Annotated in this window: 19 protein-coding genes; 5 read left to right on the forward strand and 14 right to left on the reverse strand. The window is 38.9% G+C overall.

The window, feature by feature from the left end; translation table 11 throughout:
- Nucleotides 1–176: 176 nt before the first annotated feature.
- From AKK44_RS02600 to AKK44_RS02620, 5 genes are all read right to left on the reverse strand, one after another.
- Entirely contained in the window at nucleotides 177–1,106 is a 930-nt protein-coding gene (locus tag AKK44_RS02600) for an ATP-binding cassette domain-containing protein (RefSeq protein ID WP_054278394.1), read from the reverse strand.
- Nucleotides 1,099–2,163, reverse strand: a complete 1,065-nt coding sequence (locus AKK44_RS02605; RefSeq protein WP_054278395.1) for an ABC transporter ATP-binding protein — start codon at nucleotides 2,161–2,163, stop codon at nucleotides 1,099–1,101. The genes AKK44_RS02600 and AKK44_RS02605 overlap by 8 nt, the downstream gene beginning before the upstream one ends.
- 11 nt (nucleotides 2,164–2,174) lie before the next feature.
- Entirely contained in the window at nucleotides 2,175–3,101 is a 927-nt protein-coding gene (gene oppC, locus AKK44_RS02610) for an oligopeptide ABC transporter permease OppC (RefSeq protein ID WP_054278396.1), read from the reverse strand.
- Nucleotides 3,101–4,594, reverse strand: coding sequence for an ABC transporter permease (locus AKK44_RS02615; RefSeq protein WP_054278397.1), 1,494 nt, complete (start codon nucleotides 4,592–4,594; stop codon nucleotides 3,101–3,103). Before AKK44_RS02615 ends, oppC begins: the two co-directional genes overlap by 1 nt.
- Before the next feature lie 64 nt (nucleotides 4,595–4,658).
- Nucleotides 4,659–6,620, reverse strand: a complete 1,962-nt coding sequence (locus AKK44_RS02620) for a peptide ABC transporter substrate-binding protein (RefSeq protein WP_037596310.1) — start codon at nucleotides 6,618–6,620, stop codon at nucleotides 4,659–4,661.
- A 321-nt stretch (nucleotides 6,621–6,941) separates the two neighbouring features.
- On the opposite strand from AKK44_RS02620, the gene pbp3 reads away from it, so the two are divergent.
- Both pbp3 and AKK44_RS02630 read left to right on the forward strand, forming a co-directional pair.
- A complete protein-coding gene (gene pbp3 / locus AKK44_RS02625; protein WP_082385523.1) occupies nucleotides 6,942–8,180 on the forward strand; it encodes a D-alanyl-D-alanine carboxypeptidase PBP3 in 1,239 nt (412 codons plus the stop codon).
- Nucleotides 8,181–8,315: 135 nt separating this feature from the next.
- Nucleotides 8,316–9,485 carry a D-alanyl-D-alanine carboxypeptidase family protein gene (locus AKK44_RS02630; RefSeq protein WP_054278410.1) on the forward strand — a complete coding sequence of 390 codons (1,170 nt, stop codon included), beginning with the start codon at nucleotides 8,316–8,318 and terminating at the stop codon, nucleotides 9,483–9,485.
- Nucleotides 9,486–9,621: 136 nt separating this feature from the next.
- Here AKK44_RS02630 and AKK44_RS09200 read toward each other — a convergent pair whose 3' ends face one another.
- The 9 genes from AKK44_RS09200 to AKK44_RS02675 all read right to left on the reverse strand — a co-directional run bounded on the left by AKK44_RS09200 (nucleotide 9,622) and on the right by AKK44_RS02675 (nucleotide 19,847).
- On the reverse strand, nucleotides 9,622–11,322 hold the full coding sequence (locus AKK44_RS09200) for a transglutaminase domain-containing protein (RefSeq protein WP_236686647.1): 1,701 nt from the start codon (nucleotides 11,320–11,322) through the stop codon (nucleotides 9,622–9,624).
- A gap of 264 nt (nucleotides 11,323–11,586) precedes the next feature.
- On the reverse strand, nucleotides 11,587–13,005 hold the full coding sequence (gene sufB, locus AKK44_RS02640) for a Fe-S cluster assembly protein SufB (RefSeq protein ID WP_054278399.1): 1,419 nt from the start codon (nucleotides 13,003–13,005) through the stop codon (nucleotides 11,587–11,589).
- 40 nt (nucleotides 13,006–13,045) lie between these two features.
- Nucleotides 13,046–13,483, reverse strand: a complete 438-nt coding sequence (gene sufU, locus AKK44_RS02645) for a Fe-S cluster assembly sulfur transfer protein SufU (protein WP_054278400.1) — start codon at nucleotides 13,481–13,483, stop codon at nucleotides 13,046–13,048.
- Complete coding sequence (locus AKK44_RS02650; protein ID WP_408022489.1) at nucleotides 13,470–14,696, reverse strand: cysteine desulfurase; 1,227 nt, start codon at nucleotides 14,694–14,696, stop codon at nucleotides 13,470–13,472. The genes sufU and AKK44_RS02650 overlap by 14 nt, the downstream gene beginning before the upstream one ends.
- A 28-nt stretch (nucleotides 14,697–14,724) precedes the next feature.
- Nucleotides 14,725–15,987, reverse strand: a complete 1,263-nt coding sequence (gene sufD, locus AKK44_RS02655) for a Fe-S cluster assembly protein SufD (protein WP_054278402.1) — start codon at nucleotides 15,985–15,987, stop codon at nucleotides 14,725–14,727.
- Between the two features lie 69 nt (nucleotides 15,988–16,056).
- Nucleotides 16,057–16,827: a Fe-S cluster assembly ATPase SufC gene (gene sufC, locus AKK44_RS02660; protein ID WP_054278403.1), complete on the reverse strand. Its 771-nt coding sequence runs from the start codon at nucleotides 16,825–16,827 to the stop codon at nucleotides 16,057–16,059.
- Between the two features lie 120 nt (nucleotides 16,828–16,947).
- On the reverse strand, nucleotides 16,948–18,105 hold the full coding sequence (locus AKK44_RS02665) for a glycosyltransferase family 4 protein (RefSeq protein WP_054278404.1): 1,158 nt from the start codon (nucleotides 18,103–18,105) through the stop codon (nucleotides 16,948–16,950).
- A 6-nt stretch (nucleotides 18,106–18,111) separates the two neighbouring features.
- Complete coding sequence (gene mecA, locus AKK44_RS02670; RefSeq protein WP_054278405.1) at nucleotides 18,112–18,879, reverse strand: adaptor protein MecA; 768 nt, start codon at nucleotides 18,877–18,879, stop codon at nucleotides 18,112–18,114.
- A gap of 128 nt (nucleotides 18,880–19,007) precedes the next feature.
- Nucleotides 19,008–19,847 (reverse strand): undecaprenyl-diphosphate phosphatase, encoded by an 840-nt coding sequence (locus AKK44_RS02675; protein WP_054278406.1) that lies wholly within the window; start codon nucleotides 19,845–19,847, stop codon nucleotides 19,008–19,010.
- Nucleotides 19,848–20,063: 216 nt separating this feature from the next.
- On the opposite strand from AKK44_RS02675, the gene AKK44_RS02680 reads away from it, so the two are divergent.
- The 3 genes from AKK44_RS02680 to AKK44_RS02690 all read left to right on the forward strand — a co-directional run bounded on the left by AKK44_RS02680 (nucleotide 20,064) and on the right by AKK44_RS02690 (nucleotide 23,023).
- Nucleotides 20,064–21,632 (forward strand): ABC transporter substrate-binding protein/permease, encoded by a 1,569-nt coding sequence (locus AKK44_RS02680; protein ID WP_054278407.1) that lies wholly within the window; start codon nucleotides 20,064–20,066, stop codon nucleotides 21,630–21,632.
- Nucleotides 21,625–22,365, forward strand: coding sequence for an amino acid ABC transporter ATP-binding protein (locus AKK44_RS02685; RefSeq protein WP_054278408.1), 741 nt, complete (start codon nucleotides 21,625–21,627; stop codon nucleotides 22,363–22,365). Before AKK44_RS02680 ends, AKK44_RS02685 begins: the two co-directional genes overlap by 8 nt.
- Before the next feature lie 271 nt (nucleotides 22,366–22,636).
- Complete coding sequence (locus AKK44_RS02690) at nucleotides 22,637–23,023, forward strand: hypothetical protein (protein ID WP_054278409.1); 387 nt, start codon at nucleotides 22,637–22,639, stop codon at nucleotides 23,021–23,023.
- Nucleotides 23,024–23,060: the final 37 nt, after the last annotated feature.

Here is a 23,060-nt window from a genome sequence, read left to right on the forward strand (position 1 = left end):
TAGTATACGATACTATCACGCCTTTGTCAATAACTTTCTTAAATATTTTCTAAAATAAGTCGTTTCAATAACCATTATATGCTTTATTCATGAACTCTTGATATTTAGTGGTTTCAAAAAGGACTTGTTTTTACAAGTCCTTTTGCTTATTTGATTCACTTTTGAATCTCTCTAGCTTAGTTAAAATGCCTTTTTTTATATTCCATTGCTTCTGATTCATTAGCCCAAACAAAGTGGTTAGGTTTGATTTCAACCATTGAAGGTTTATCTATGGAATAATCGTGACAATTTGGATCATAGACCATTAATTTTTTTTGCCGCTCTAAAATTGGATCTGGAATAGGCACAGCAGATAACAATGATTTGGTGTACGGGTGAATCGGATTAATAAATAGCTCTTCTGTTTCTGCTACCTCAACAATTACACCTTTATAAATCACTGCAATACGGTCAGATATAAAGCGAACCACTGATAAATCATGTGCAATAAACAGATAAGTTAATCCTTTTTCTTGTTGCATTTTTTTCAAAAGATTTAATACTTGTGCACGTACAGATACGTCCAAAGCAGAAATCGGCTCATCTGCAATGACAAACTCAGGATCCATGACGAGGGCTCTGGCAATACCAATACGCTGACGCTGCCCGCCTGAAAATTCATGTGGGTAACGCGTCAAATGTTCAGGTAGTAAGCCCACCTCGGTCATCATATGTTTAATTTTTTCTTTGCGTTCGTCCTCTGTTTTGAACAATTTAAAATTATATAGTCCCTCGGAGATAATATAATCAATTGTTGCACGCTCATTTAAACTAGCAGCAGGGTCTTGGAAAATCATTTGGATTTTACGGATTAGTTCACTGGTTTCCGATTTGGTTTTTTTCTTATTGATAATAGACCCATCGTAAATGATATCTCCTGAACTAGTGTTGTTTAATCCAATAATGGCCCTACCTATTGTAGTCTTTCCACTTCCTGACTCACCAACTAAAGAGAATGTTTCCCCTTTATTGATAAAGAAGTTAGCATTTTTAACAGCAACAAATTTCTTTTTACCTTCACCAAAGGAGATTTCTAGGTCTTTGACTTCTAATAATTTTTCAGACATTTTCTTCTCCTCGATAGATTTGTTTGCTTAATATTTTTTGATGTAAATCTTGAATAACCGCTGGTTTTTGAACCTTTGGTGCTTCAGGATGAAGCAGCCACGTTTTAGCCCAATGGGTCGGACTGATGTCAAATTGAGGTACTTTTTCTTCGAAATCGATTGTCATCGCATATTGCGACCTCGGTGCAAAAGCGTCTCCAACGATTGGTTTGTATAAGGATGGAGGAGTCCCAGGTATTGAGAAGAGTACACCTTTTTCATCAGCTAGCTGAGGTAGACTCGATAACAAACTCCACGTATATGGGTGACGTGGGTCATAAAAAATATCCTCGACAGTCCCATACTCTATCACCTCACCTGCATACATGACAGCTACCTTATCGGCAATACTTGCCACCACACCTAAATCGTGTGTGATAAAAATAATTGTAAAACGATATTCTTTTTGAAGGGTTTTTAGCAAGTTGATGATTTGAGCTTGGATGGTCACATCTAATGCAGTAGTTGGCTCGTCACAGATAAGTATATCTGGCTTACAAGCCAAGGCAATAGCAATAACAATCCGTTGCCTCATTCCCCCAGAGTATTGGAAAGGGTATTCGTGGAAACGTTTTTCAGGCTCAGGGATCCCTACCTTAATCATATAATCTAGTGCTAGTTTTTTAGCTTTAGATTGTGATAATTTTTGGTGCTTAACAATCACTTCTGTGATTTGACTCCCGATCGTCTGAATAGGGTCTAGACTCGTCATTGGATCTTGGAATATCGTAGCGATTTGAGCGCCTCGAACCCCTTCCCAATCCTTATGACTTTTTAGGGAGGTCAAATCTTTTCCTCTGTAATTGATGGTTCCAGACGCCACACGTCCATTGGATTCCAGCATTCCTGTAAAGGTCTTGGTCAATACCGATTTGCCACTACCTGATTCTCCCACTACCGCTAGAACTTCCCCGTCGTATAAATCGAGGGAAATGTCTCTAATTGCTGTTAATACTCTGTCGCGCACATCAAACTCAACTACGACATTCTTCGCGCTTAATATAATTTCTTTATTCATATTTTCCCCTCCTATCTATGCGTTCTTGGGTCACTAGCATCTGCTAAGTTTTGACCTACGATGTATAAAGGTAGGGAAACGAGAATAAGGGTCGCTAAAGGAATCCAGAACAGGTAAGCATTTGTGGTTATGTTGTTTGAATAGTTTGATATCAAACGCCCTAAGCTAGGCTCTGATATTGGCAAACCTAGTCCGAAAAACGACAAAAACGCCTCAGATGAAATATAAGATGGCAACAAGAGAGAAACCATTGACACAATAACTGAGACGAGACGTGGCAATAAGTTTTTTGTAACCACTTTGTATACTGGTGTTCCTAATGTTTGACTGGCTAAGTTGTATTCTAAATCACGATAGCGCAAAATTTGAACACGAATGCCATAGGCAATTCCTATCCATCCTGTAATACAAAAAGCAAAAATCAAATTCCAAAAACCTGACCCTATGGCGTAGGTTAGTACCATGATAATAAGCATCTGTGGTAGGTTGGCGATAACGTTATAGACCTCAATCATAACTTTATCAAAGGTTTTTGAAATTCCCCATATACCACCAACTATTACGCCAATAACCATGTTGATCAAGGTTGCGATAACAGAAATCAATATCGAATTTCTTGCACCATACCAAACACCATCAAAGAGTGACTTACCGTTCTTATCTGTTCCAAACCAGTACTCAGCATTAGGAGAAATGTAGCGTTTTGAGAAATCATTAATGTTGCTAACATCGTTAAAATCATAATTTGCAAACATGGGATAGATAAAACTCATTAAAATAATAGTCACTAAAATCACAAGCATGACAATGGTTGATTTTTTTGCAAAAAATTGTTTAAACACAGATTTCCAATAGGAGTAAGCTGGGGCATCGATTACTTCTGATGCATAGCTGTCTAGTTCGACAAATTCGAACTTGCTTTTGTCAATGTTTGCCATTACTTACCTCCTTTATTTGATAATCGAATACGTGGGTCTAAAATGGTCATAAAGATGTCCCCAACGAGTAAAGATAGTATTGATAGCACAGCAAATATGAAGACCAGACCAATCACCATTGTGTTATTAGCTGCTCGAATTGAATCAATTAACATTTTCCCCATACCTGGAAAGGCAAAGATGGTTTCGGTCAAGGTCGCACCTGCAATGACTCCAACAATTGCTTGAGGAATCCCATTAACAATCGGCACCATTGCTTGTTTAAACAAATGCTTCCTAGAAATTTCTATCTCAGAAAGCCCTTTAGCTCGTGCAAAACGAACAAAGTCACTTCCTTGGAGGTCAACAAGGTAACGTCGGAACCAAATTGTTATTCCTGGTGTGCCCAATATCCCAAGAATAAGGGCAGGAAGAACGTAAGATTTGGGATCGCCCGCTCCTAATAACGGAAATGCATCTGGCAAGCCTACCATTGACCCCAAAAATCTTACAATATAAATTAAGGCAATACTTGGTAAAGCTAACATGAATGTTGTAGCCGCTGTTAAGAAACGGTCGACGATTTTATTTTTATAGTAGGCCATTAGCATACCAAGAGGTAAGCCAAATAAGTACGATAGCGCAACGCCAACAATTCCTATCTTGAAAGAATTTGCAACCATTGATGGTTCGGTATAGTTGTTCTTAGTTGCTGTATAGGCATCACCCTTACCAAAATTAGCAATATCTCTACTGTCTGCTTGTTTTGGAGATTTATAAGTTCTTGAATAAATGTCAATAGAACTTACCTTTTCAACGCCTGTAGGGAAGCGTTTCTTTTCTGATAGTGTTCTTCCTTGTCCTTGTGTAATAACTTGAATAACAGGAATGTTAGAATAAGTCGGGTATGATTTTCCTAAGTTGAAGGTTATCACATTTTGATGTATAAATGGAAATTGCTTATTAAAGTAGACGAGATACTTGTGTTTTGTCCCTGATCCAACCAAAGCTGGTCCAACAGCAGGATCCACTTCTGGTCTAATATAGCGATCTAAATTAGGATTACTCTTATCTTTAATAGCCCAAGGATGGTCTATCACCACTAAATTGCTAAAGAAGTCCCAAACGCGTTCATAAACTGGGATCTCTCTAACCGCATAAAACTGCTTACTAGTCTTAAACTGACCAAGCTTCCAGCCATTTTCTTTGGAAGCCAAGTACTTCTCATAAGGTTCTTTATTGGTTGGAGCAATTGTTTTGTTTTGATCAGCTTTTAACACAGCTTCTTGTAATTCTTTACTATTCAGGTAAGAAATATAACCCATTCGTTCAAAAACGGTATTTTGATAATTTATTGTTTTGTCTGGTGTTGTCGCCATTTTATTGTAATTGGGATCTTGTTTAAAAATCAAATGAGGTGGAACTAGCGTAAACACAATAACATATGTCAGTGTTGTGACTAAAATGATTGAAACAAGGGACCTCAAAATACGTTCAAAAATATATTTTTTCATTATAGTCTCCAATAGTTCAAAAGAACCTTCTCAGCTGAAGAGAAAGTTCTTACTGAACAGTAATTTATTTTGCAACGTGATTAGCAAGCTTTGCTTCGTGTTTCGCATTTGACTTTTGCTTTTCTTTTTGCCATTTTTTATAAGCTTTTTCATATTGCTCTTTTGTGACTGGTTTTTCTTGTAACTTCAAATATTTGAGGAATTTATCTCCTTTATTTCCAGTCCAAGCAAAACTGTTACTAAATGGTACAGTCCTTGTCAGACGAGGTTTTCCTCCAAGTGAAAGCATTGGAATGACTACTGAACTCTTTGTTAATTGTGCTTGAGCCTTAGCAAAAGCAAGATTTCTTTTGTCCAAGTCGCCACTGATTGCTTTTGCTTGAGCAAGCAAATCATCGTAGGTGTCTAGACCTATCTGCTCAACAATATCTCTGTTAGCACCTTTTTCGATACCAATGTTTTTAACCATGCCTCCGGTATTTGAATCAAAAACATCAAGATATGAAGAGGCATCATCGTAGTCAGGTGTCCAACCCGAAATGGTTAAATCATAATCTTGTTGAGCTGGGGTTTCTGCAAAATAAGTTGCGTTATCATAAGTTGCAGTATCTTTTTCCAAAACATTGATAACGACATTTTCTTTACCAAGAGAAGATTCTACAGATTGCTTTAAGGATTGTGCTCGCTGAACACCGACAACGTCTGTCTGATCAACCGGTACGTCTAATTGAACTGGGAAAGTAACACCTTGTGAGGACAACTCTTCTTTAGCTTTTGCAAATTCAGCTTTAGCTTTTTCAGGGCTATAGACACCATTTTGAGCATCAGAGAAGTCAACATCTCGCCATTCATCCCCATAAGTAACGAGTTCTTTAGAGACGAGTTGTCCAAAATCCTCGTTGCCAACATGGATAAATGTCGGTGGAACAAATTGGTTCCGTAACGCTTTATCTTTAGCATCTTGTCCTACAGCTTGAGCATTCCAATTTCCTTTATCGACAGCAAAGTTGATGGCTTGTCGGAAATCTTCGTTCAAAATCGCTTTTTTAGCAGCTTCTTGTTGAGTCGCATCTTTTTTCGTTAATTTAAATGCTGTTCGATTTAAATTAAAGAAATACATGTAGGTCGAACTGTCTTGCAGCCCGTATGTGATGCTATCGCTGTATTTCTTTTTAGCACTTTTATAAGTAGGGTCATTGGGATTTAAAACAGCTGCACTATAAGTGCCTTTGTCAAAATTATTGTATAAAGAACCAACATCCTGACCATCGTAGAAAGTTAATTTTATCGCATCTATTTCAACGTTCTTTGCATCCCAATAATTCTCATTTTTGGTAAATTCTATAGATGATTTTGATGTAAAAGCTGATAAGAAGAATGGACCATTAACTAAAATAGAATCTGGACTAAGACTTCCAAAATCTTTACCTTTTGTTTTTAAGAACTTTTCATTGACAGGAAATAATATGCCATAGGTTGTTTTAGAATTCCAAAATGTTTCAGGTTGATTTAATGTGTATTGTACAGTTTTATCATCGAGGGCCTTGACGCCAACTTCTGAGAAATCAGCTTTTCCTTCTTTGTACTCTTTGAGCCCTTTGATGGAGTCTTGCACCACATAAAGAGCATCTGCATCTTTATCTATAGCATGTTTTAAACCAGTAACAAAATCATGAGCAGTGACTGGGGCATATTCTTCACCATCTGCAGTATACCAGTTAATGCCATCGCGTAATTTATAGGTATAGGTAAGACCATCTTTTGATACGTTCCAATCTTTTGCTAGAGCAGGAACTAGATTGCCATACTTATCATTTTCCATAAGGCCATCTATCATTTGTGATGTTTGATCGCTAGTCCCACCTTGGCTAGTTGTGATGTAATCAAATGTTTTTGGATCTGATGCGAACACATAATTATACGTTTTTGCGGTGTTATTATTTTTAGCACCATTGCCACAAGCAGCTAAGGCAGATACTGATAGTACCGCTATTCCAAGTGATACCAACCATTTGCTTTTTTTCATAAAAGTCACCCTTAAACCTTATTTTTATTTTTCATTTATTCAATGAAATTAGTTAATTGAAAACATTATATCACAAATTTTGAGTAAATAAAATATTGATATCAAAAATTATCTGAATATTTTGTAATAACATTCAAGTTCTTTTCCTTGATATCATTGGAAAGCGATACCATTCCTCTAGTAGAGGTTTCATCCATCTCTCAAAATTTTTTTGCTTTTTCTCATAAATCAACAGTCGCTAAGATTCAAAAGACTCTATCTTAACAATTAATGAAAGAAATGATATAGTATATCATATAAGATTACTAGATAAGGGAAAATATTATGAAAAGAGTGCTTCTTATTTTTATTAGTGCCATTTGTTTGTGGACAAGTGACGCACATGCTAATGGTTACAAAGTTGCCGCAAAACATGCCATCGCTGTCGAACTGGATAGCGGTAAAATCTTGTATGAAAAAAAAGCAGATACCCCTGTTGCTGTGGCATCTGTAAGCAAATTATTAACAACTTATTTGGTTTATAAAGAGGTGCATTCAGGTAAACTAAAGTGGACTACTCCTGTAACCATTTCGAATTACCCTTATGACTTAACCACCAACTATACGATTAACAATGTCCCCTTAGAGGCACGCAAATATCCTGTTAAAGACTTGCTAAAAGCAATGATTATCGCAAACGCCAATAGCCCTGCGATTGCTCTGGCAGAAAAAATCGGAGGAACTGAGCCTAAATTCGTCGATAAAATGAAAAAGCAACTACGGCAGTGGGGCATCGATGATGCTAAACTCGTCAATGCTAGCGGCTTGCCAAACAGCATCTTAGGAGACAACAAATACCCTAACTCGTCTTCGGAGGATGAAAATTATTTTAGCGCTAGAGACTTAGCTATTATTACTAGCCACTTGCTCAAAGAATTTCCAGATGTTTTAGAGCTTTCACGGAAACCATCAGATGTTTTTGATGGTCAAGCTATTTTTTCTACTAATTATATGCTCAAAGGCATGCCTTATTTCCGTGATGGGGTTGATGGGCTTTTTATCGGAAGTTCTGCTAAAGGAGGTTCTTCTTTTGTCGCAACAAGCATTGAAAACAACATGCGAATCATCTCTGTAATTTTAACTGCTGACAACACCCAAGAAGACAAACTAGCCGTTTTTGATGCTACCAACAAATTGCTTCAGTATGTGCTTACTCAGTTTAAAAAGGTTACCGTCCTAGAAAAACATCAGTCAGACAATTTACCATCAGTGCATGTTTTAGATAGTCCTCAATCTAAAGTCAAACTAGTTCCCAAAAACGACCTTGTCATCATCAAACAAGCTAAAAAAAATCTGGACCAGCCAGTTCAAATCACAAAACATTCTACTAACTTATTTGCCCCTCTCAAAAAAGGACAGATTGTTACGAAGGCTAAAATCAAGGATAACAATCTGATTGGTAAAGGTTATATTGGTGAATTGCCTAGTGTTGACCTTATCGTGCAACGTGATACCCCTAAAAGCTTTTTCCTAAAAGTTTGGTGGAATCATTTTGTTCGCTTTGTAAACCAAAAACTCTAATGGTTTTAGTTCTAAATGCCTAGCATCATGTTAGCTCATGATGCTTTTTTGTCCCTACCCCCTTTGGAAAAAGGCTTTTATTTGTATTAGTGAAGTGATATAATGAATTGACATTACTTTTTAAGGAGCTTGGCCTTGACCAAAAAAATTATCGCACTTATACTGACTTCTTTTTGTTTTTTGAGCCTTTCAAGTATTTCTGCCGAGGATATCATGGCAATCACTCGACAGGCAGGCTATGCTGTCAGTGACATCAATCGACCAAAAGCCTCCATTGTGGTTGATGCCAAAAGCGGTGACATTCTGTGGCAAGATAACATCGATACGCCTAGAGATCCTGCTAGTTTGTCAAAGCTATTTACCCTTTACCTGCTTTTCCAGGATTTAGCCAAGGGAAATATCACGCTTGACACTACCATAACAGCAACCGAAACTGACCAAGCTATTGCTAGCATTTATGAAATTAGCAATAATAATATCGTGGCAGGAGTCGATTATCCGATTAGAGACCTTATCTCGATGACAGTCGTCCCGTCCTCAAATGCTGCAACGGTCATGCTGGCTAACTATTTATCTGCTAATGACGCATCAGCCTTTATTGATCGAATCAATAAGACGGCGGGAGAGCTTGGCATGGCAAATACACGTTTCACTAATGCTAGTGGTGCCATCGCAGAATCCTTTCAAGGTTACTACAAGCCCGATCGCTATGACCTCTCTGCTCCTAATGTAACGACTGCGCGTGATTTAGCGATCTTAATCCGTGCCTTTATTAATCATTACCCTGACCTTCTTGAATTTACCAATCAAAGTACCGTTCGTACAATGGTAGGAACACCTTACGAAGAAGAATTCCATAGTTATAACCACTCGTTACCAGATGGTCAATACGGCTTAGAAGGGGTTGATGGGATTAAAACCGGATCTAGTCCTAGCGCTGCTTTTAACGTGATTGTGACTGCTAAACGTGGACAAAACCGACTCATTACCATTGTCATGGGAGTGGGGGATTGGTCCGATCAAAATGGTGAATTTTTCCGTCATCCTTTTGCAAATGCTCTGACCGAAAAAGGATTTACCGATATCCGAGAGTTAAGCAAATCAAAACGTCAAAAGCTTGAAAAACTCAACCCCCATAAAAAAAGGCATAAACACCAACGCCGTCAGAAAGAAAATCAAGAATCCGAGTCTGAAGGGATTGAACTTTATATCGAGGAGCACTACACTATTATTTTAATTTGTCTGGTTGTGTTTCTTGTGATTGTTCTCGCCTTTGCTGTTGTTCTATTTATCCTAGGACGCTGATGAGAAAATCTATCTGTTAACACGCGATACACTAAAAGCACCCTAATCACTAGATAATTATCTAATGACTAGGGTGCTTTTAGTTATGAATCAACTTACTGGCTACTGAATATCTGTCTGGAAAATTGTTTAATCCTTAGACTCTTTGACCGTAGTAAGCTCTTGGGATTTCGTTTCTTAAAACACGATCAGCATATCTGGTATATCCTGGGGAAACTGTTCTTGTGTAAGGGAGGTAATCCTCGTTGGAAATGTTGTAAGCAGCATTCCAGAGATGGGTTTTTCTCATAAAGTTGTTTCCGCGTAGAGTGTAAGTATGGTTTTTATTCGTATTGTCAATCGTATCGTTCCACGTAAGATCAACATGGTAATACTGACCATCTACCTTTACAATATTCCATGCATGTAGACTTGACAACCCTCCGACCGGGTCTCCGTATCCTTGAATATAGTAAACATCTAAGCCTGCTAGTTGTCCCATATCTTTGAACATTTGTGCATAGGCTTGACAGACTGCTTCATTATCTTTGATAAAGGCATAAGGGGTTTGTACTGAAATTCCTGTTCGTGTAAAACTACCTACTTTTCCTTTTGCATAATGGTAATTTGTCATGATGTAGTCCTGAATCTTCTCGATTTTAGCGACTTCGTTGTCAGTAGCTTTGATATTCTCTTGGGTCCATTTCTTAATGTGATCCCGATACTCCCGATATTGCGCATCTGTCATATAGTATTGTGGCATCAAGGTCACTGTAATGTCATCTGCATCGTGATAGCCTTGCCATAACCATTTAAATCCAGAGGTGGTACCACGCGCATTTGGGGTGACCGACAATTTTTCTTTAACAAAGGTGCTAATAGCATCTGAAAGATTTAGATCGCCACGATGATGCTGGAGGTCAGATTGCCTGAAAGTAAAGAGAATTTCCTTAGCCCGTCGGCGATGAGCTTCATCCGATTTTTCTTGCAAGGTTTGCAAGTCATATATCTTTGTTAAATCAACCCGGCTATTATAAGGAAGGTCGTCAGTGGTGTAGTTAACTTTATTGTCACCTTCGTTGCGCATTTCTTTCCATAGAGGAACTGTTGAATGGTCAGTATCTGGTGCCTCTGTTGATGGGTTTTGATACCTTACGGACCTACGAGGGTCAGAGGATTGGCGCTCTCTAGAATAGTTGGTACTTTCGATACTTGCTATCTCGTTGAGAATCTCCTCTTGTAGGTTTTTAGCCTGTGTATAGGTATATTGATTTCTATCCCTTTGTAATGATGACAGTAAGATTAGATTTAAATCCTTGATATGATGGTTAGTGGTAGACAAGTTAGTATTTAGTCTTTGGTAATTATCATAACTGTCATACCAAGAGCCAATTAAATTAGCTCGTTCAGCATCAAGGCGATCCAAATCTGCTAAAGTATTTCTATTTTGCCCTAGAAAGTCTGTTTCAGCGGTTAGATTTTGGAGGATTGTTTCATAGTGTTGAACCTTGCTCTCAAGATTGGTAATCCGATAATCTCCCCCTACGACTGGATTAGAAGCCTGGAGGCGCTTAAAGCGTTCCCGCAAATCCTCAGACTTTTTTTGTAATTCAGCTAGTAAATCATTATTACCGTATCTTTGATCGTATGCCTGTTTTAATTGCTTGTACTCAGCAATCAACTGCTGACGCTCTGCTTCCAAGCGTCTATACTGATTATCTTCCTGATAATAGGTCGATTGACTCCAATTATCGGGATAATTATAAGTATAGTCATCTTCTGCTTCTACTAGCGTGCCGGTTAGTGCTGTCCAGCCTAAAACTACCGCAAGGCTCGAGACGATTGCTCTTTTTTTCACTATTTTCCTCCTGAAAACACTCTGGCTCATCACATGCTTAATGATTTCGCAAATCGCATGGATTCGATTGGGACATTTTAATAACTTCATAGGTTATTATAGCGAAAGAAAAGAGATGACTCAACAAAAAAATGTATTTTTTCAAATAAAATGTATAAAAAACGCTTTTTTAGTCACTGAATACTAAAAAGGGACAAAAGCTGAACAACCTAAAAAACTAACCTCTCTGGGTTAGTAAGTCTTTTTATATTAGCTGATGGCTGATTATCCGACTGACCCTTCCATTTCATAAGAAATCAGACGGTTAAGTTCAACGGCATATTCCATTGGCAATTCTTTTGTGAAAGGTTCTACAAATCCCATCACAATCATTTCTGTCGCCTCAGATTCGGATAATCCTCGACTCATTAAATAATAAAGCTGTTCCTCTGAAATTTTTGACACCTTAGCCTCATGCTCAAGGGCTACTTGCGAATTATGAATTTCATTAAAAGGAATGGTGTCAGACTTTGAAATGTCATCCATCAAAATCGTATCACACTCAATATGACTGACAGAGTTCTGTGAGTGTTTGTTAAAAGTGACTTGTCCTCGGTAGCCTACCTTACCACCACTTTTTGCAATCGATTTGGAGACAATTGATGAAGACGTGTGAGGAGCATTATGAATCATCTTTGCTCCTGTGTCTTGATGCTGACCGGCATTCGCAAATGCAATGGATAGCATTGTGCCACGCGCACCAGGTCCATCAAGATAGACTGAAGGGTATTTCATGGTGGTCTTAGCACCTAGATTGCCATCAATCCATTCAACTGTGGCATCCTTCAATGCTCTGGCCCGTTTGGTAACTAAGTTGTAAACGTTATCAGACCAGTTTTGAATAGTGGTATAGCGCATGTAAGACCCTTCCAAAGCAAAAATTTCCACAATAGCTGCGTGTAAACTGTTGCTTGAGTAAGTTGGGGCCGTGCAACCTTCCACGTAATGGACACTAGCCCCCTCATCAACAATAATTAACGTGCGTTCAAACTGCCCAGTATTTTCGTTGTTAATGCGGAAATAGGTTTGCAAGGGGATATCCACTTTGACCCCTTTAGGAACATAGATAAAGGTTCCTCCAGACCATACGGCAGAGTTAAGTGCAGCTAATTTATTATCGGTTGGCGGGACTAATTTGGCAAAATATTGCCTAAATAAATCCGGGTATTCCTTGAGAGCTGAATCTGTATCTGTAAAAATAATGCCTAATTTCTCAAACTCCTCTTTCATGTTGTGGTAAACAACTTCAGACTCGTATTGAGCAGAAGCACCTGCTAAATAAGCACGCTCTGCCTCAGGAATACCAATTCTTTCAAACGTTGCCTTAATTTTATCTGGCACATCGTCCCAAGAACGGGCTGGCTTATCAGATGGCTTTTGATAATAAATAATGTCATCAAAATTAATATCTGACAGGTCAGCTCCCCAGGTTTGCATCGGCATTTTATGAAAGGTTTCCAAAGACTTTAGACGAAAGTCTAGCATCCATGCGGGCTCATTTTTAGCTGCTGATAGCTCTCTTACGACAGCTTCACTCAAGCCTTGACCCGTTGAATAGATGGGCTGGACATCATCATGAAATCCAAATTGATAATCTCCCAAGTCGATTGGCTTGGGGTCTACTGTTTCATTTTTATCAGACATTTCCATTTTCCTTTACATCTTGACTAGTGAGCAGGCTCATTTATTTGACATCGCTTCGTTGAATAGCCTGCTGCAAAGCATGCCATGCTAACGTAGAGCATTTGATTCGCTGAGGAAATTTTGAAACCCCGGCTAATAGCTCTGCTTCACCTAAAAGCTTTTGTTTGTCGTCTTCACGACCTTGAACCATCTCTGAAAAAATAGTAACTAGTTCCAAAGTTTCTTGCTTGGTTTTTCCGATAACAGCATCTGTCATCATACTAGACGACGCTGTTGAAATGGTGCAACCGTGACCTGCAAATGCAATATCCTCAATAGTGTCTCCATCAAATTTAACCGTTAATGAAATCACATCACCACAGGTAGGATTGTTCATCTGAACTGCTTCTACACCATCTAACTGCCCTTGATGGTGTGGATTTTTAGAGTGATCAGCCACTACAGCCATATACAAACTGGTTAACCTAGAAAGCGCCATTGAAAAACTCCTTTGCTTTAAGAATAGCTGCAACCAAACGGTCACAATCTTCTCGCGTATTATAGGCATAAAAACTAGCACGAACAGTTGCATGCACGCCCAAATACTGAAGTAATGGCTGAGCACAATGGTGCCCTGCTCGGACAGCAATACCCTCATAATCCAAGGCTGTTGCTAAGTCGTGGGGGTGCAGACCATCTATATTAAAAGCAATGACCCCTGAGCGTTGATCTGCTTGGCTAGGGCCGTAAATTGTCAGACCTTCAATAGCTTGTAATTTCGGTAACACATAAGCCACTAAATCAGCCTCATGTTCATGAATGTTGGACATTTCTAAAGTGTTTAAAAACGTGATTGCCTCAGCAAGACCAATAGCTCCTGCAATGTTAGGAGTTCCTGCCTCAAATTTCCAAGGCAACTCTTTCCAGGTAGCTGACTGCTCGTACACAAAATCAATCATTTCGCCACCAAATTCCACAGGCTCCATTTGCTGAAGCAAGTTTTCTTTACCATATAGTACGCCAATGCCAGTCGGTGCCATCATTTTATGCCCTGAAAAAGCTAAAAAATCACAATCTAGCTCTTGGACATCGATTGACATGTGAGGAATCGACTGGGCTGCGTCAACAACCATATAAGCTCCTTTAGCATGAGCCAAACTGGCAATTTCTTTGATAGGATTGATACATCCCATCACGTTTGAAATGTGACACATGCTGACAAATTTCGTCTGACTGGTCAGTTTTGAGCGAACATCTGACATGTCTAGCTGACCATCTTTTAGATAGACATAGACGAGTTTGGCACCTGTTTTTTCACAAGCCTGTTGCCAAGGAATAATATTAGAATGATGCTCCATAATAGAAATAAGAACTTCATCACCTGGTTGCAAGAGCTGCTCAGCGAATTTTCCAACCCAGTTTAATCCTGTGGTCGTTCCTCTTGTAAATAATATTTCCTTACTGGAAGCAGCATGAATAAAGTCTGCGACTTTTTGACGACTGGCTTCATATTTCCGAGTTGCTCTTTCTGCCAACGTATGCACACCCCTGTGGACATTAGCATTATCTTCTTTGTAGTAAGTTTCCAAAGCCTTTAAAACAGCTTGTGGCTTCTGGGTGGTCGCTGCATTGTCTAAGTAAACAAGAGCTTCATCATTCACAAATTGATTAAGTATGGGATATTCTTTTTTGACTTGATATGGGTCAAACAATGATAACTCCTTTCTTTGGACCATGTCCCTAGCGGCGCGACAGCTTTTCATCTAAAACATTGATAATATCTTGTCGGACAGAAGCTATGGGAATAGCTCCAATAACAGCCCCAAGAAAACCTCTAATGACCAGGCGTTCAGCTGTGTCTTGATCTAAACCTCGACTCATCAAATAATACATGTCTTCTGGATCAACTTGTCCAATAGAGGCGGCATGGCCTGCCGTAACTTCGTTTTCTTCAATGAGAAGGATTGGATTAGCGTCGGCACGTGCTTGGTCTGAAAGCATCAATACTCTACTTTCTTGTTGAGCATCTGCCCCCTTAGCTCCTTTAATAATGTGGCCAATGCCATTAAAGGTTAGTGTGCCTCGCTCCAAAATCACTCCGTGCTGAAGGATATGTCCTACGGTATGCTTGGCATAATTAGTCACTCTAGTATCTATGCCTTGCACTTGTCGCCCGCTAGACGCAGCAACCACTTTCAGGTCAGCCTTTGCTCCAGAACCAACCAGGTCGCTATCAAAGTCTGCAATAACATTGCCTTGATTCATCACTGCCAAAGCCCAATCAATCGTCGCGTCTTTTTCTAAACGTCCCCGACGGCTTATATAGCTGGTTACTGTTTTCCCCAGGCGGTCTATCGCCGAAAACCTGATTTGACTGCCTTCTTGTGCAAAAACTTCTACACTAATATTGGCACTTGTTTTCATACTTTCTTGACCGACAGTTTCAAAACGCTCCAGATAGCTAAATTTGCTATGTTTCCCTGCAATGATTAAAACGTGCTTGTTAAATGGCACTTGGCTATCACTAGGTTGCAAGAAAATCCCCTCTAAAGGCTCTGCAATTTCCACATGTTCTGGGACATAAAGTACCGCTGCACTGTTGAAATAAGCAGTATGATACGCAGAAAGACGATTATCATCAAAGGGGAACGATTTCCCAAAATAGGATTCGATAACTTCTGGAATTTCCATCAAGGCCGTATCAAAATCTGTAAAAATAACACCTTTTTCAATCAAATCCATCGGGAGTTGCTCAAGTGCTGTCTGCGTGCCATATTGCACGAGCTTGGGGTTATCCCCTAGAGCTATGAAGTCGGGAACCGTTAAAGGTTCTGTGTCTTCTGTTATCTGACCATCTCCCAAATTCCATCGATGAAATTTAACACGCTCAATGGTTGGTAATTCCAAGTGCGCTAAGGCGTCAAAAGCTTTTAATCGGCGTTCTTGTAACCAAAATGGCTCTGCATGAGCTTGTGAGAAAGCCAGTATTTGTTCTTTAGTCATCTCTAATTCCTTTGTGTCTAATAAATTCTTCTTTGATTAACAAGGCCATCTTAATGACTCCATAACACCTTAAGCATCTTCTTGGTAATCAACACCTAAATCTTGTGCAATATCAGCATAGCCTTCTTTTTCCAATCGTGTCGCCAAAGAAGCGTCTCCTGATAGGACAATACGACCATCCATCATCACATGAATCGAATCTGGCGTGATATAATTCAGCAAACGCTGATAATGCGTAATAATCATAGCTCCAAAGTCTTGACCACGCATCATATTGACCCCTTTTGAAACAACTTTCAACGCATCTATATCCAAACCTGAGTCGATTTCATCGAGCAAAGCAAACTTTGGCTCTAACATCAACAGTTGCAAAATTTCATTTCGCTTTTTCTCACCACCAGAAAAACCTTCATTGAGATATCGCTCTGCCATTTCTTCTTTCATGCCCAAAAGTTCCATGTTTTGATCTAATTTGGTAATAAAATCACGCACAGAAATTTTCTCACTATCTTCTTTACCAGCATTCATCGCAGCACGAATAAACTCTGCATTTGTGATCCCTGGTATTTCAGACGGGTACTGCATGCCCAAAAAAAGTCCCATTCTAGCGCGTTCGTCAACATCCAACTCAAGAATGTTCACGCCATCTAGTAAAATCTCACCTTCAGTGACCTGATAATTGGGATTTCCCATAATGGCTGCCGAAAGCGTCGATTTCCCTGTTCCGTTAGGACCCATAATGGCTGCAACTTCTCCTGTTTTCAAGGTTAAGTTGACCCCTTTTAAAATCTCTTTACCTTCTATCGACACGTGTAAATTATTAATCTCAAGAATTGACATTCTATACCTCTTTTTCTATTAGCATCAGGATCTTTCAGCCCTAAAAAAGACCATAATCTAATTTTTCGCTATCCTAATTATAGCAAAAAAAGCCTTAATCGGCCTTTTACTTGTCTGAAATCACTTCTTTTGTTTCCATTTCAAAAGAACTGCTTGACGATAACAACTATTTCCTACAAATTTTAACACATTAAACAAGGGGGTTCGTTTATCTCCCCATATCTCTAAACCTTCAATGAATACTTCTAATGCAAATAATAACCCTAGCATCAAAAGGATTCCACCAATACGACTAGAAACATTTAACAACAAAGAAATCAAAGAAAATAGTAAGGCAATGCCATACACCACTAAAACTGCCCCACGATGGGTAAATCCCATCGACAACAATCGGTGATGAAGGTGCATTTTATCTGGTTCGTAAAATTTTTGACCGGACAGACTGCGCCTAATGATGGCAACTAGGGTATCCATAATAGGAACTCCCAAGATAATCACAGGTGTTATCACAGCCACTGCTGTTGAGTTTTTAAGTCCTTGCAAGGATAAGACCCCAATCATAAACCCTATGAAAAGCGCCCCTGTATCTCCTAAATAAATGATAGCCGGGTGATAATTATAAGGGAAAAAGCCAATAATAGCAGCAATCATCACTAGAATGGTTAGTGTTAAAAAGAAATCTTTTTGAGGTAAAAAGAAATAAGACACAATCGCCATCGTTAGCAAACTAATGATTGACACGCCACTAACCAAACCATCTAGCCCATCAATCAAATTAATAGCGTTAGTAATTGATACAATCCATAAAATTGTCAAAATAAATGTCAAGAAAGGACCAAAAAACAGCAACGGACCTCCAAAAGGAATTTTAAAGCTATCAAATCTAAAATCGGTAAAGGCCCAAATGATTATAGCACCAACAAGAATGCCTAACATTTTTAGTTTTGGGCTTAACTCACGAATATCATCAATCAGACCAGTTACTGTAATAATAAAAGCTCCACAAACCACGGGTAAAATGTACTGAAAGTAAGTTTGACCGCCAACGTACTGTCCCTTTGAAGCCATCGGTAGCAAAATTAGGCTACTGACGACAAAAGCCACAAATACTGCTAAACCACCGCTAGAAGGCATAGGAACTTTATTAACTCGTCTCGCATTTGGGTTGTCAACAGCTCCGATACGAAAAGCCATAAAACGAACAAAAGGGGTTAGGCATAAGGCTACCAAAAACGCTCCGATTAGGACTAAAACATAATCTATTGTAAATGAAGACATATCCTTTTATCCCAATTCAATTTTTTGCAGTTGCTCAACAGCACCATCTAACATTAATTGATACCCATGCTCTTGAAGATAGGCTCTGGTTTTGGTTCCTGCACTGGCATGCTCAATCAATCGCGCATACATCACATTAGCAAAATAAGATGGGTGGTTTTGAAGGTCAAGCAAGACCGTCATGTGATGGGCATGATCACTTTTATAAAGTTCAGAGGCTTCAATTGGAAAATCAATCGTTTTGGCAAAGTAGATTGCGTCTTCAATGGTCGGAAAGTCAAGGACGTAATGAATATAGTCTAGCTCAACAGGTTCAGGCTCAGTCGCTTGGTCTGTTTCTTTGCTGTCTGCTTGATTCGCTAATGACGCTCCCACAACACCCTCCATAATCTCTTCAATTTTTTCTAGTTTTTCATGAGCATTGACATCCCCTTTTTCACGCATGGATTGTTCCAAGCTTTTGAAAAAGTCATCAGGAGTCATCTGAGAAATATCTCCGAGATCTGCCAAATCTTCAAAATCTAAATCTTTGTTCAAATCAGACTTGGTCACAAAAACATCTAGACGATCTTTTCGCGGTGTCACTCGAAAACTAAGCATGCCACTATTTTTAAAATTGTCAGGCAAATCTAATTCATCCATAACAGCGTAAAAGAATTCTTCTGTTTTTTCCTGAGGAATCAAAAAGTCTTTTAATTCCATGCCTCGCTCTTCTAAATCATCCATACTAATTGTTATTTTTAGCGTTGTCTCGCTGATTTGTTTCATTTCCATTGTAAGGCACCTCGTACGTGTAGTCATTCTATTATACTAGAAAGGGCATTATTTCGCAATTTATGACCCACAATCAGTCAATTCCCACCGAAAACAATTGTCTTTCCTCAAAAACTATTTGATCTCTCTCAAAATACCCATTTAAACACGCTATAAACAATCAACAAACTGCCGAGCACAATGCGGTATTTCCCAAAAATAGTAAAGTCATGCTTTTTAACATAGTCTGTTAAAAACGCAATAGCTTGCAAGCTAACCACAAAGGCAACTAGGCTGGCAACTACTAAAATCAGAACCTGACCTCCACCCAATCGATGCCCCTCAATAAAGAATTTCAAGGCTTTTAGACCACTATAACCAAACATTGTTGGAATTGCTAAAAAGAAGGTGAAATCAGCAGCCACCGTCCGACTCGTTCCTAAAATGATAGCTCCAAGAATGGTTGCTCCTGAGCGACTCGTACCAGGAACAATACTCAGCACCTGAAAGCAACCAATACCAAAAGCTGTCTTGTAGGACATGCGAGATAATTGAGTCACCTGTGGCGCAATGGATTCATGACGCTTTTCAACCACGATAAAGGCAATACCATATACAATAAGCGCTAAGGCTACAGAAAACATATTGTTAAAGTGCGCCTCAAACCAATCATCTAAAGGCACAGCAATCAGAATGGACGGAATACAGGCAATAACCACCTTTAACCATAGTTGCCAAGTTAGTCTAACTTCTCGAGCATCTTTTCCTGGTTGAAATGGATTCAAACGCTCAAAATAGACCAAAATAACGGCGAAAATAGCTCCTAGTTGAATCACAATATTAAACATTTCCATAAAGGATTGGTTCTGGTTAAGGGCAACAAACTCTTGCACCAAAATAAGATGACCTGTGCTTGACACAGGCAACCACTCGGTAATCCCTTCTATAATGCCAAAAAAAATGGCTTTTATCAGTTCGATAACTAGCATCTGTTCTCCTTTCGTTGTCAACGTTTCTATTTTATCAAATTTTTGAAAGATAAGCTTAAAAAATAAGGGCTTTCTACCAAAAAGCACGAGAGATTCAAAAAAGATTAATAACCATCATACGCCTAATATTTGCATCTTTGCCGTGCAATATATTGAAATAGCTTGAAAATTACTGTAAAATAGTTTGAATACTATTTTTTAAAACAGGAGACCTATATGAAAAAGCTAGTCCTTAGCTGTTTGCTGGCTTTGTTTCCCTTATTTGGGGGAATGAGCTCAGTGCAAGCAGACCAATATTTACGAGTCGGGATGGAAGCAGCCTATGCTCCCTTTAACTGGACTCAAGATGATGATTCAAATGGTGCTGTTCCTATTGAAGGAACAAAGCAATTCGCTAACGGTTACGATGTGCAAATTGCTAAAAAAGTTGCCAAATCAATGGACAAAAAACTGTTAATCGTCAAAACTTCTTGGACTGGCCTTATTCCAGCATTGACATCTGGAAAAATTGACATGATTGCTGCAGGGATGAGCCCAACAGAAGAACGTCAAAAAGAAATTGCCTTTTCTGACAGTTACTACACAAGTGAGCCTGTGATGGTTGTGTCCGCAGATGGAGATTATGCCAAGGTGGATACCATTGATGGATTTGTAGGCGCTAAAGTTACCGCTCAACAGGGTGTTTGGCATGTTAACTTATTAAAACAACTCAAAACAGCCAAACGACAAACTCCAATGGGAGACTTTTCACAAATGCGCCAAGCCCTCTCATCAGGTGTCATTGATGCCTACATTTCAGAACGCCCAGAAGCCATGACTGCTGAAGCGGCTAACCCCCAATTAAAAATGGTAGTGCTGAAAAAAGGCTTTACCGTATCTGATGAAGACGCAGCCATTGCTATTGGTATGAAAAAAGGCGATGCCCGCATTAGCCAAGTCAACCAAGTCCTTAACAGCCTCTCACAAACAGAGCGACTCGCCCTGATGGATGAGGTCATCCAAAAGCAACCAATGGCACAAAAAACTGGAGACACCAAGGTGTCTTTCTTCCAGCAAATGTGGACCATTTTTAAAAACAACCGGAAACAGTTCTTACGTGGTACTGCTATGACCTTGCTTATTTCAATGGTCGGAACGATCACAGGACTTTTCATTGGTCTTTTAATCGGTATTTTCCGTACTGCGCCAAAAGCGAAAAGCAGTCTAGCTTCCTTTGGTCAAAAAGTACTTGGCTGGTTACTTAATATTTACATCGAAGTCTTTCGTGGCACTCCAATGATTGTGCAATCAATGGTTATCTATTACGGAACAGCACAAGCTTTTGGCCTGTCAATCGATCGAACGTTTGCTGCTATCTTCATTGTGTCAATCAACACTGGTGCTTACATGAGTGAAATTGTTCGTGGGGGTATATTTGCAGTTGATAAAGGGCAATTCGAAGCTGCTACTGCACTAGGATTCTCTCATGGACAAACCATGCGTAAGGTTGTTCTTCCGCAGGTGGTGCGCAATATCTTGCCAGCTACTGGTAATGAATTTGTCATTAACATCAAAGACACATCCGTACTGAATGTTATCTCAGTGGTTGAACTATATTTCTCAGGAAACACCGTTGCCACACAAACTTATCAATATTTCCAAACCTTTACCATTATTGCTATCATTTATTTCATCTTGACCTTTACTGTCACTCGTATTCTTCGGTATATTGAACGGCGTTTTGATGCCGATACCTACACTACTGGTGCTAATCAGATGCAGGTTGCGGAGGTTCCAAATGTCTAAACCTATCATTGAAATCAAAAACCTAAAAAAATCCTACGGGAATAACGAAGTTCTCAAAGACATTTCTCTTTCTGTCCATAAAGGAGAAGTCATCTCGATTATCGGGTCTTCAGGCTCTGGAAAATCAACATTGCTAAGATCCATCAACTTATTAGAAGAACCTAGCTCAGGAGAAATTCTCTTTCACGGAAATAATGTGCTTGCCGAAAATTACAACCTAACACATTACCGAGAAAAATTAGGCATGGTTTTTCAATCATTTAACCTTTTTGATAACCTAAATGTGCTAGAAAACGCAGTGGTGGCACAAACCACCGTGCTGAAACGAGACCGTGCTGAAGCAGAAAAAATCGCCAAAGAAAATCTTAATACTGTAGGCATGACTGAGCAATATTGGCATGCCAAGCCCTCACAGCTATCTGGTGGCCAAAAACAACGTGTTGCCATCGCAAGAGCTTTATCCGTCAATCCCGAAGCCATGCTCTTTGATGAGCCAACCTCTGCTTTAGACCCAGAAATGGTAGGCGAAGTCCTTAAAATCATGCAAGACCTTGCCAAATCAGGACTAACGATGATTATCGTAACCCATGAAATGGAATTTGCTAGAGATGTGTCTGATCGGGTTATTTTCATGGATAAAGGATTAATTGCCGAAGAAGGACACCCTAAAAAAATATTTGAAGCACCAACACAAGAACGTACCAAAGAATTTTTACAACGCTTTTTAAAGTAACTTCTACTAAACCTCTAGATGCAAACCTGCATTTAGAGGTATTTTTTATCGAAAGCACACCTTAATCCCTAAATATGATTAAAGTGTTTTTTAATTAAAAAATGATAACTTTTTATTCTTTTTGAATTATTTTTGTTATTATTTTGTTATTTCATGTTGATTTTTTGCCATTTTTGATATATAATTTTAATTAAAGTTGGATTGTTAAGCCTCATACAAACAGCCTTAACGAACTAACTTAACTAATTTTGCTATATATGAAAGGTTTTATATGAAAACTAATACAATTAAACTAGCTTGTGCTGCTTTATTAACGCTATCTGTTGCTGTAATATCTACATCAGTAAGTGCAGAAGTATCTAATAATAATTATCCATCTCGTGATGCTGGATATATTTATTCTCGTGGTGAAGCCCCTGATTATGGTACTAACTACCCATCTCGTGATGCTGGGTATATTTATTCTCGTGGTGAAGCCCCTGATTATGGTACTAACTACCCATCTCGTGATGCTGGATATATTTATTCTCGTGGTGAAGCTCCTGATTATGGTACTAACTACCCATCTCGTGATGCTGGATATATTTATTCTCGTGGTGAAGCTCCTGAATCTATTAATGATATGTTATTAAAACTTATTAAAATGCTGGGCAAGTAATTTTAATAAGTAAACAATATTTATGATGATAAAAAAC

The organism is Streptococcus phocae, assembly GCF_001302265.1.
GTDB lineage: Bacteria > Bacillota > Bacilli > Lactobacillales > Streptococcaceae > Streptococcus > Streptococcus phocae.

Excerpts from the sequence above, each read along its gene's own strand:
- AKK44_RS02675 (WP_054278406.1), bottom strand. The coding sequence starts at position 19,847 with ATGCTAGTTATCGAACTGATAAAAGCCATTTTTTTTGGCATTATAGAA.
- AKK44_RS02665 (WP_054278404.1), bottom strand. The coding sequence starts at position 18,105 with ATGTCTTCATTTACAATAGATTATGTTTTAGTCCTAATCGGAGCGTTT.
- sufC (WP_054278403.1), bottom strand. The coding sequence starts at position 16,827 with ATGTCAATTCTTGAGATTAATAATTTACACGTGTCGATAGAAGGTAAA.
- oppC (WP_054278396.1), bottom strand. The coding sequence starts at position 3,101 with ATGGCAAACATTGACAAAAGCAAGTTCGAATTTGTCGAACTAGACAGC.
- sufB (WP_054278399.1), bottom strand. The coding sequence starts at position 13,005 with ATGTCTGATAAAAATGAAACAGTAGACCCCAAGCCAATCGACTTGGGA.
- AKK44_RS02615 (WP_054278397.1), bottom strand. The coding sequence starts at position 4,594 with ATGAAAAAATATATTTTTGAACGTATTTTGAGGTCCCTTGTTTCAATC.
- AKK44_RS02600 (WP_054278394.1), bottom strand. The coding sequence starts at position 1,106 with ATGTCTGAAAAATTATTAGAAGTCAAAGACCTAGAAATCTCCTTTGGT.
- mecA (WP_054278405.1), bottom strand. The coding sequence starts at position 18,879 with ATGGAAATGAAACAAATCAGCGAGACAACGCTAAAAATAACAATTAGT.
- AKK44_RS02685 (WP_054278408.1), top strand. The coding sequence starts at position 21,625 with ATGTCTAAACCTATCATTGAAATCAAAAACCTAAAAAAATCCTACGGG.
- AKK44_RS02690 (WP_054278409.1), top strand. The coding sequence starts at position 22,637 with ATGAAAACTAATACAATTAAACTAGCTTGTGCTGCTTTATTAACGCTA.
- AKK44_RS02680 (WP_054278407.1), top strand. The coding sequence starts at position 20,064 with ATGAAAAAGCTAGTCCTTAGCTGTTTGCTGGCTTTGTTTCCCTTATTT.
- sufD (WP_054278402.1), bottom strand. The coding sequence starts at position 15,987 with ATGACTAAAGAACAAATACTGGCTTTCTCACAAGCTCATGCAGAGCCA.
- AKK44_RS02605 (WP_054278395.1), bottom strand. The coding sequence starts at position 2,163 with ATGAATAAAGAAATTATATTAAGCGCGAAGAATGTCGTAGTTGAGTTT.
- AKK44_RS02620 (WP_037596310.1), bottom strand. The coding sequence starts at position 6,620 with ATGAAAAAAAGCAAATGGTTGGTATCACTTGGAATAGCGGTACTATCA.
- sufU (WP_054278400.1), bottom strand. The coding sequence starts at position 13,483 with ATGGCGCTTTCTAGGTTAACCAGTTTGTATATGGCTGTAGTGGCTGAT.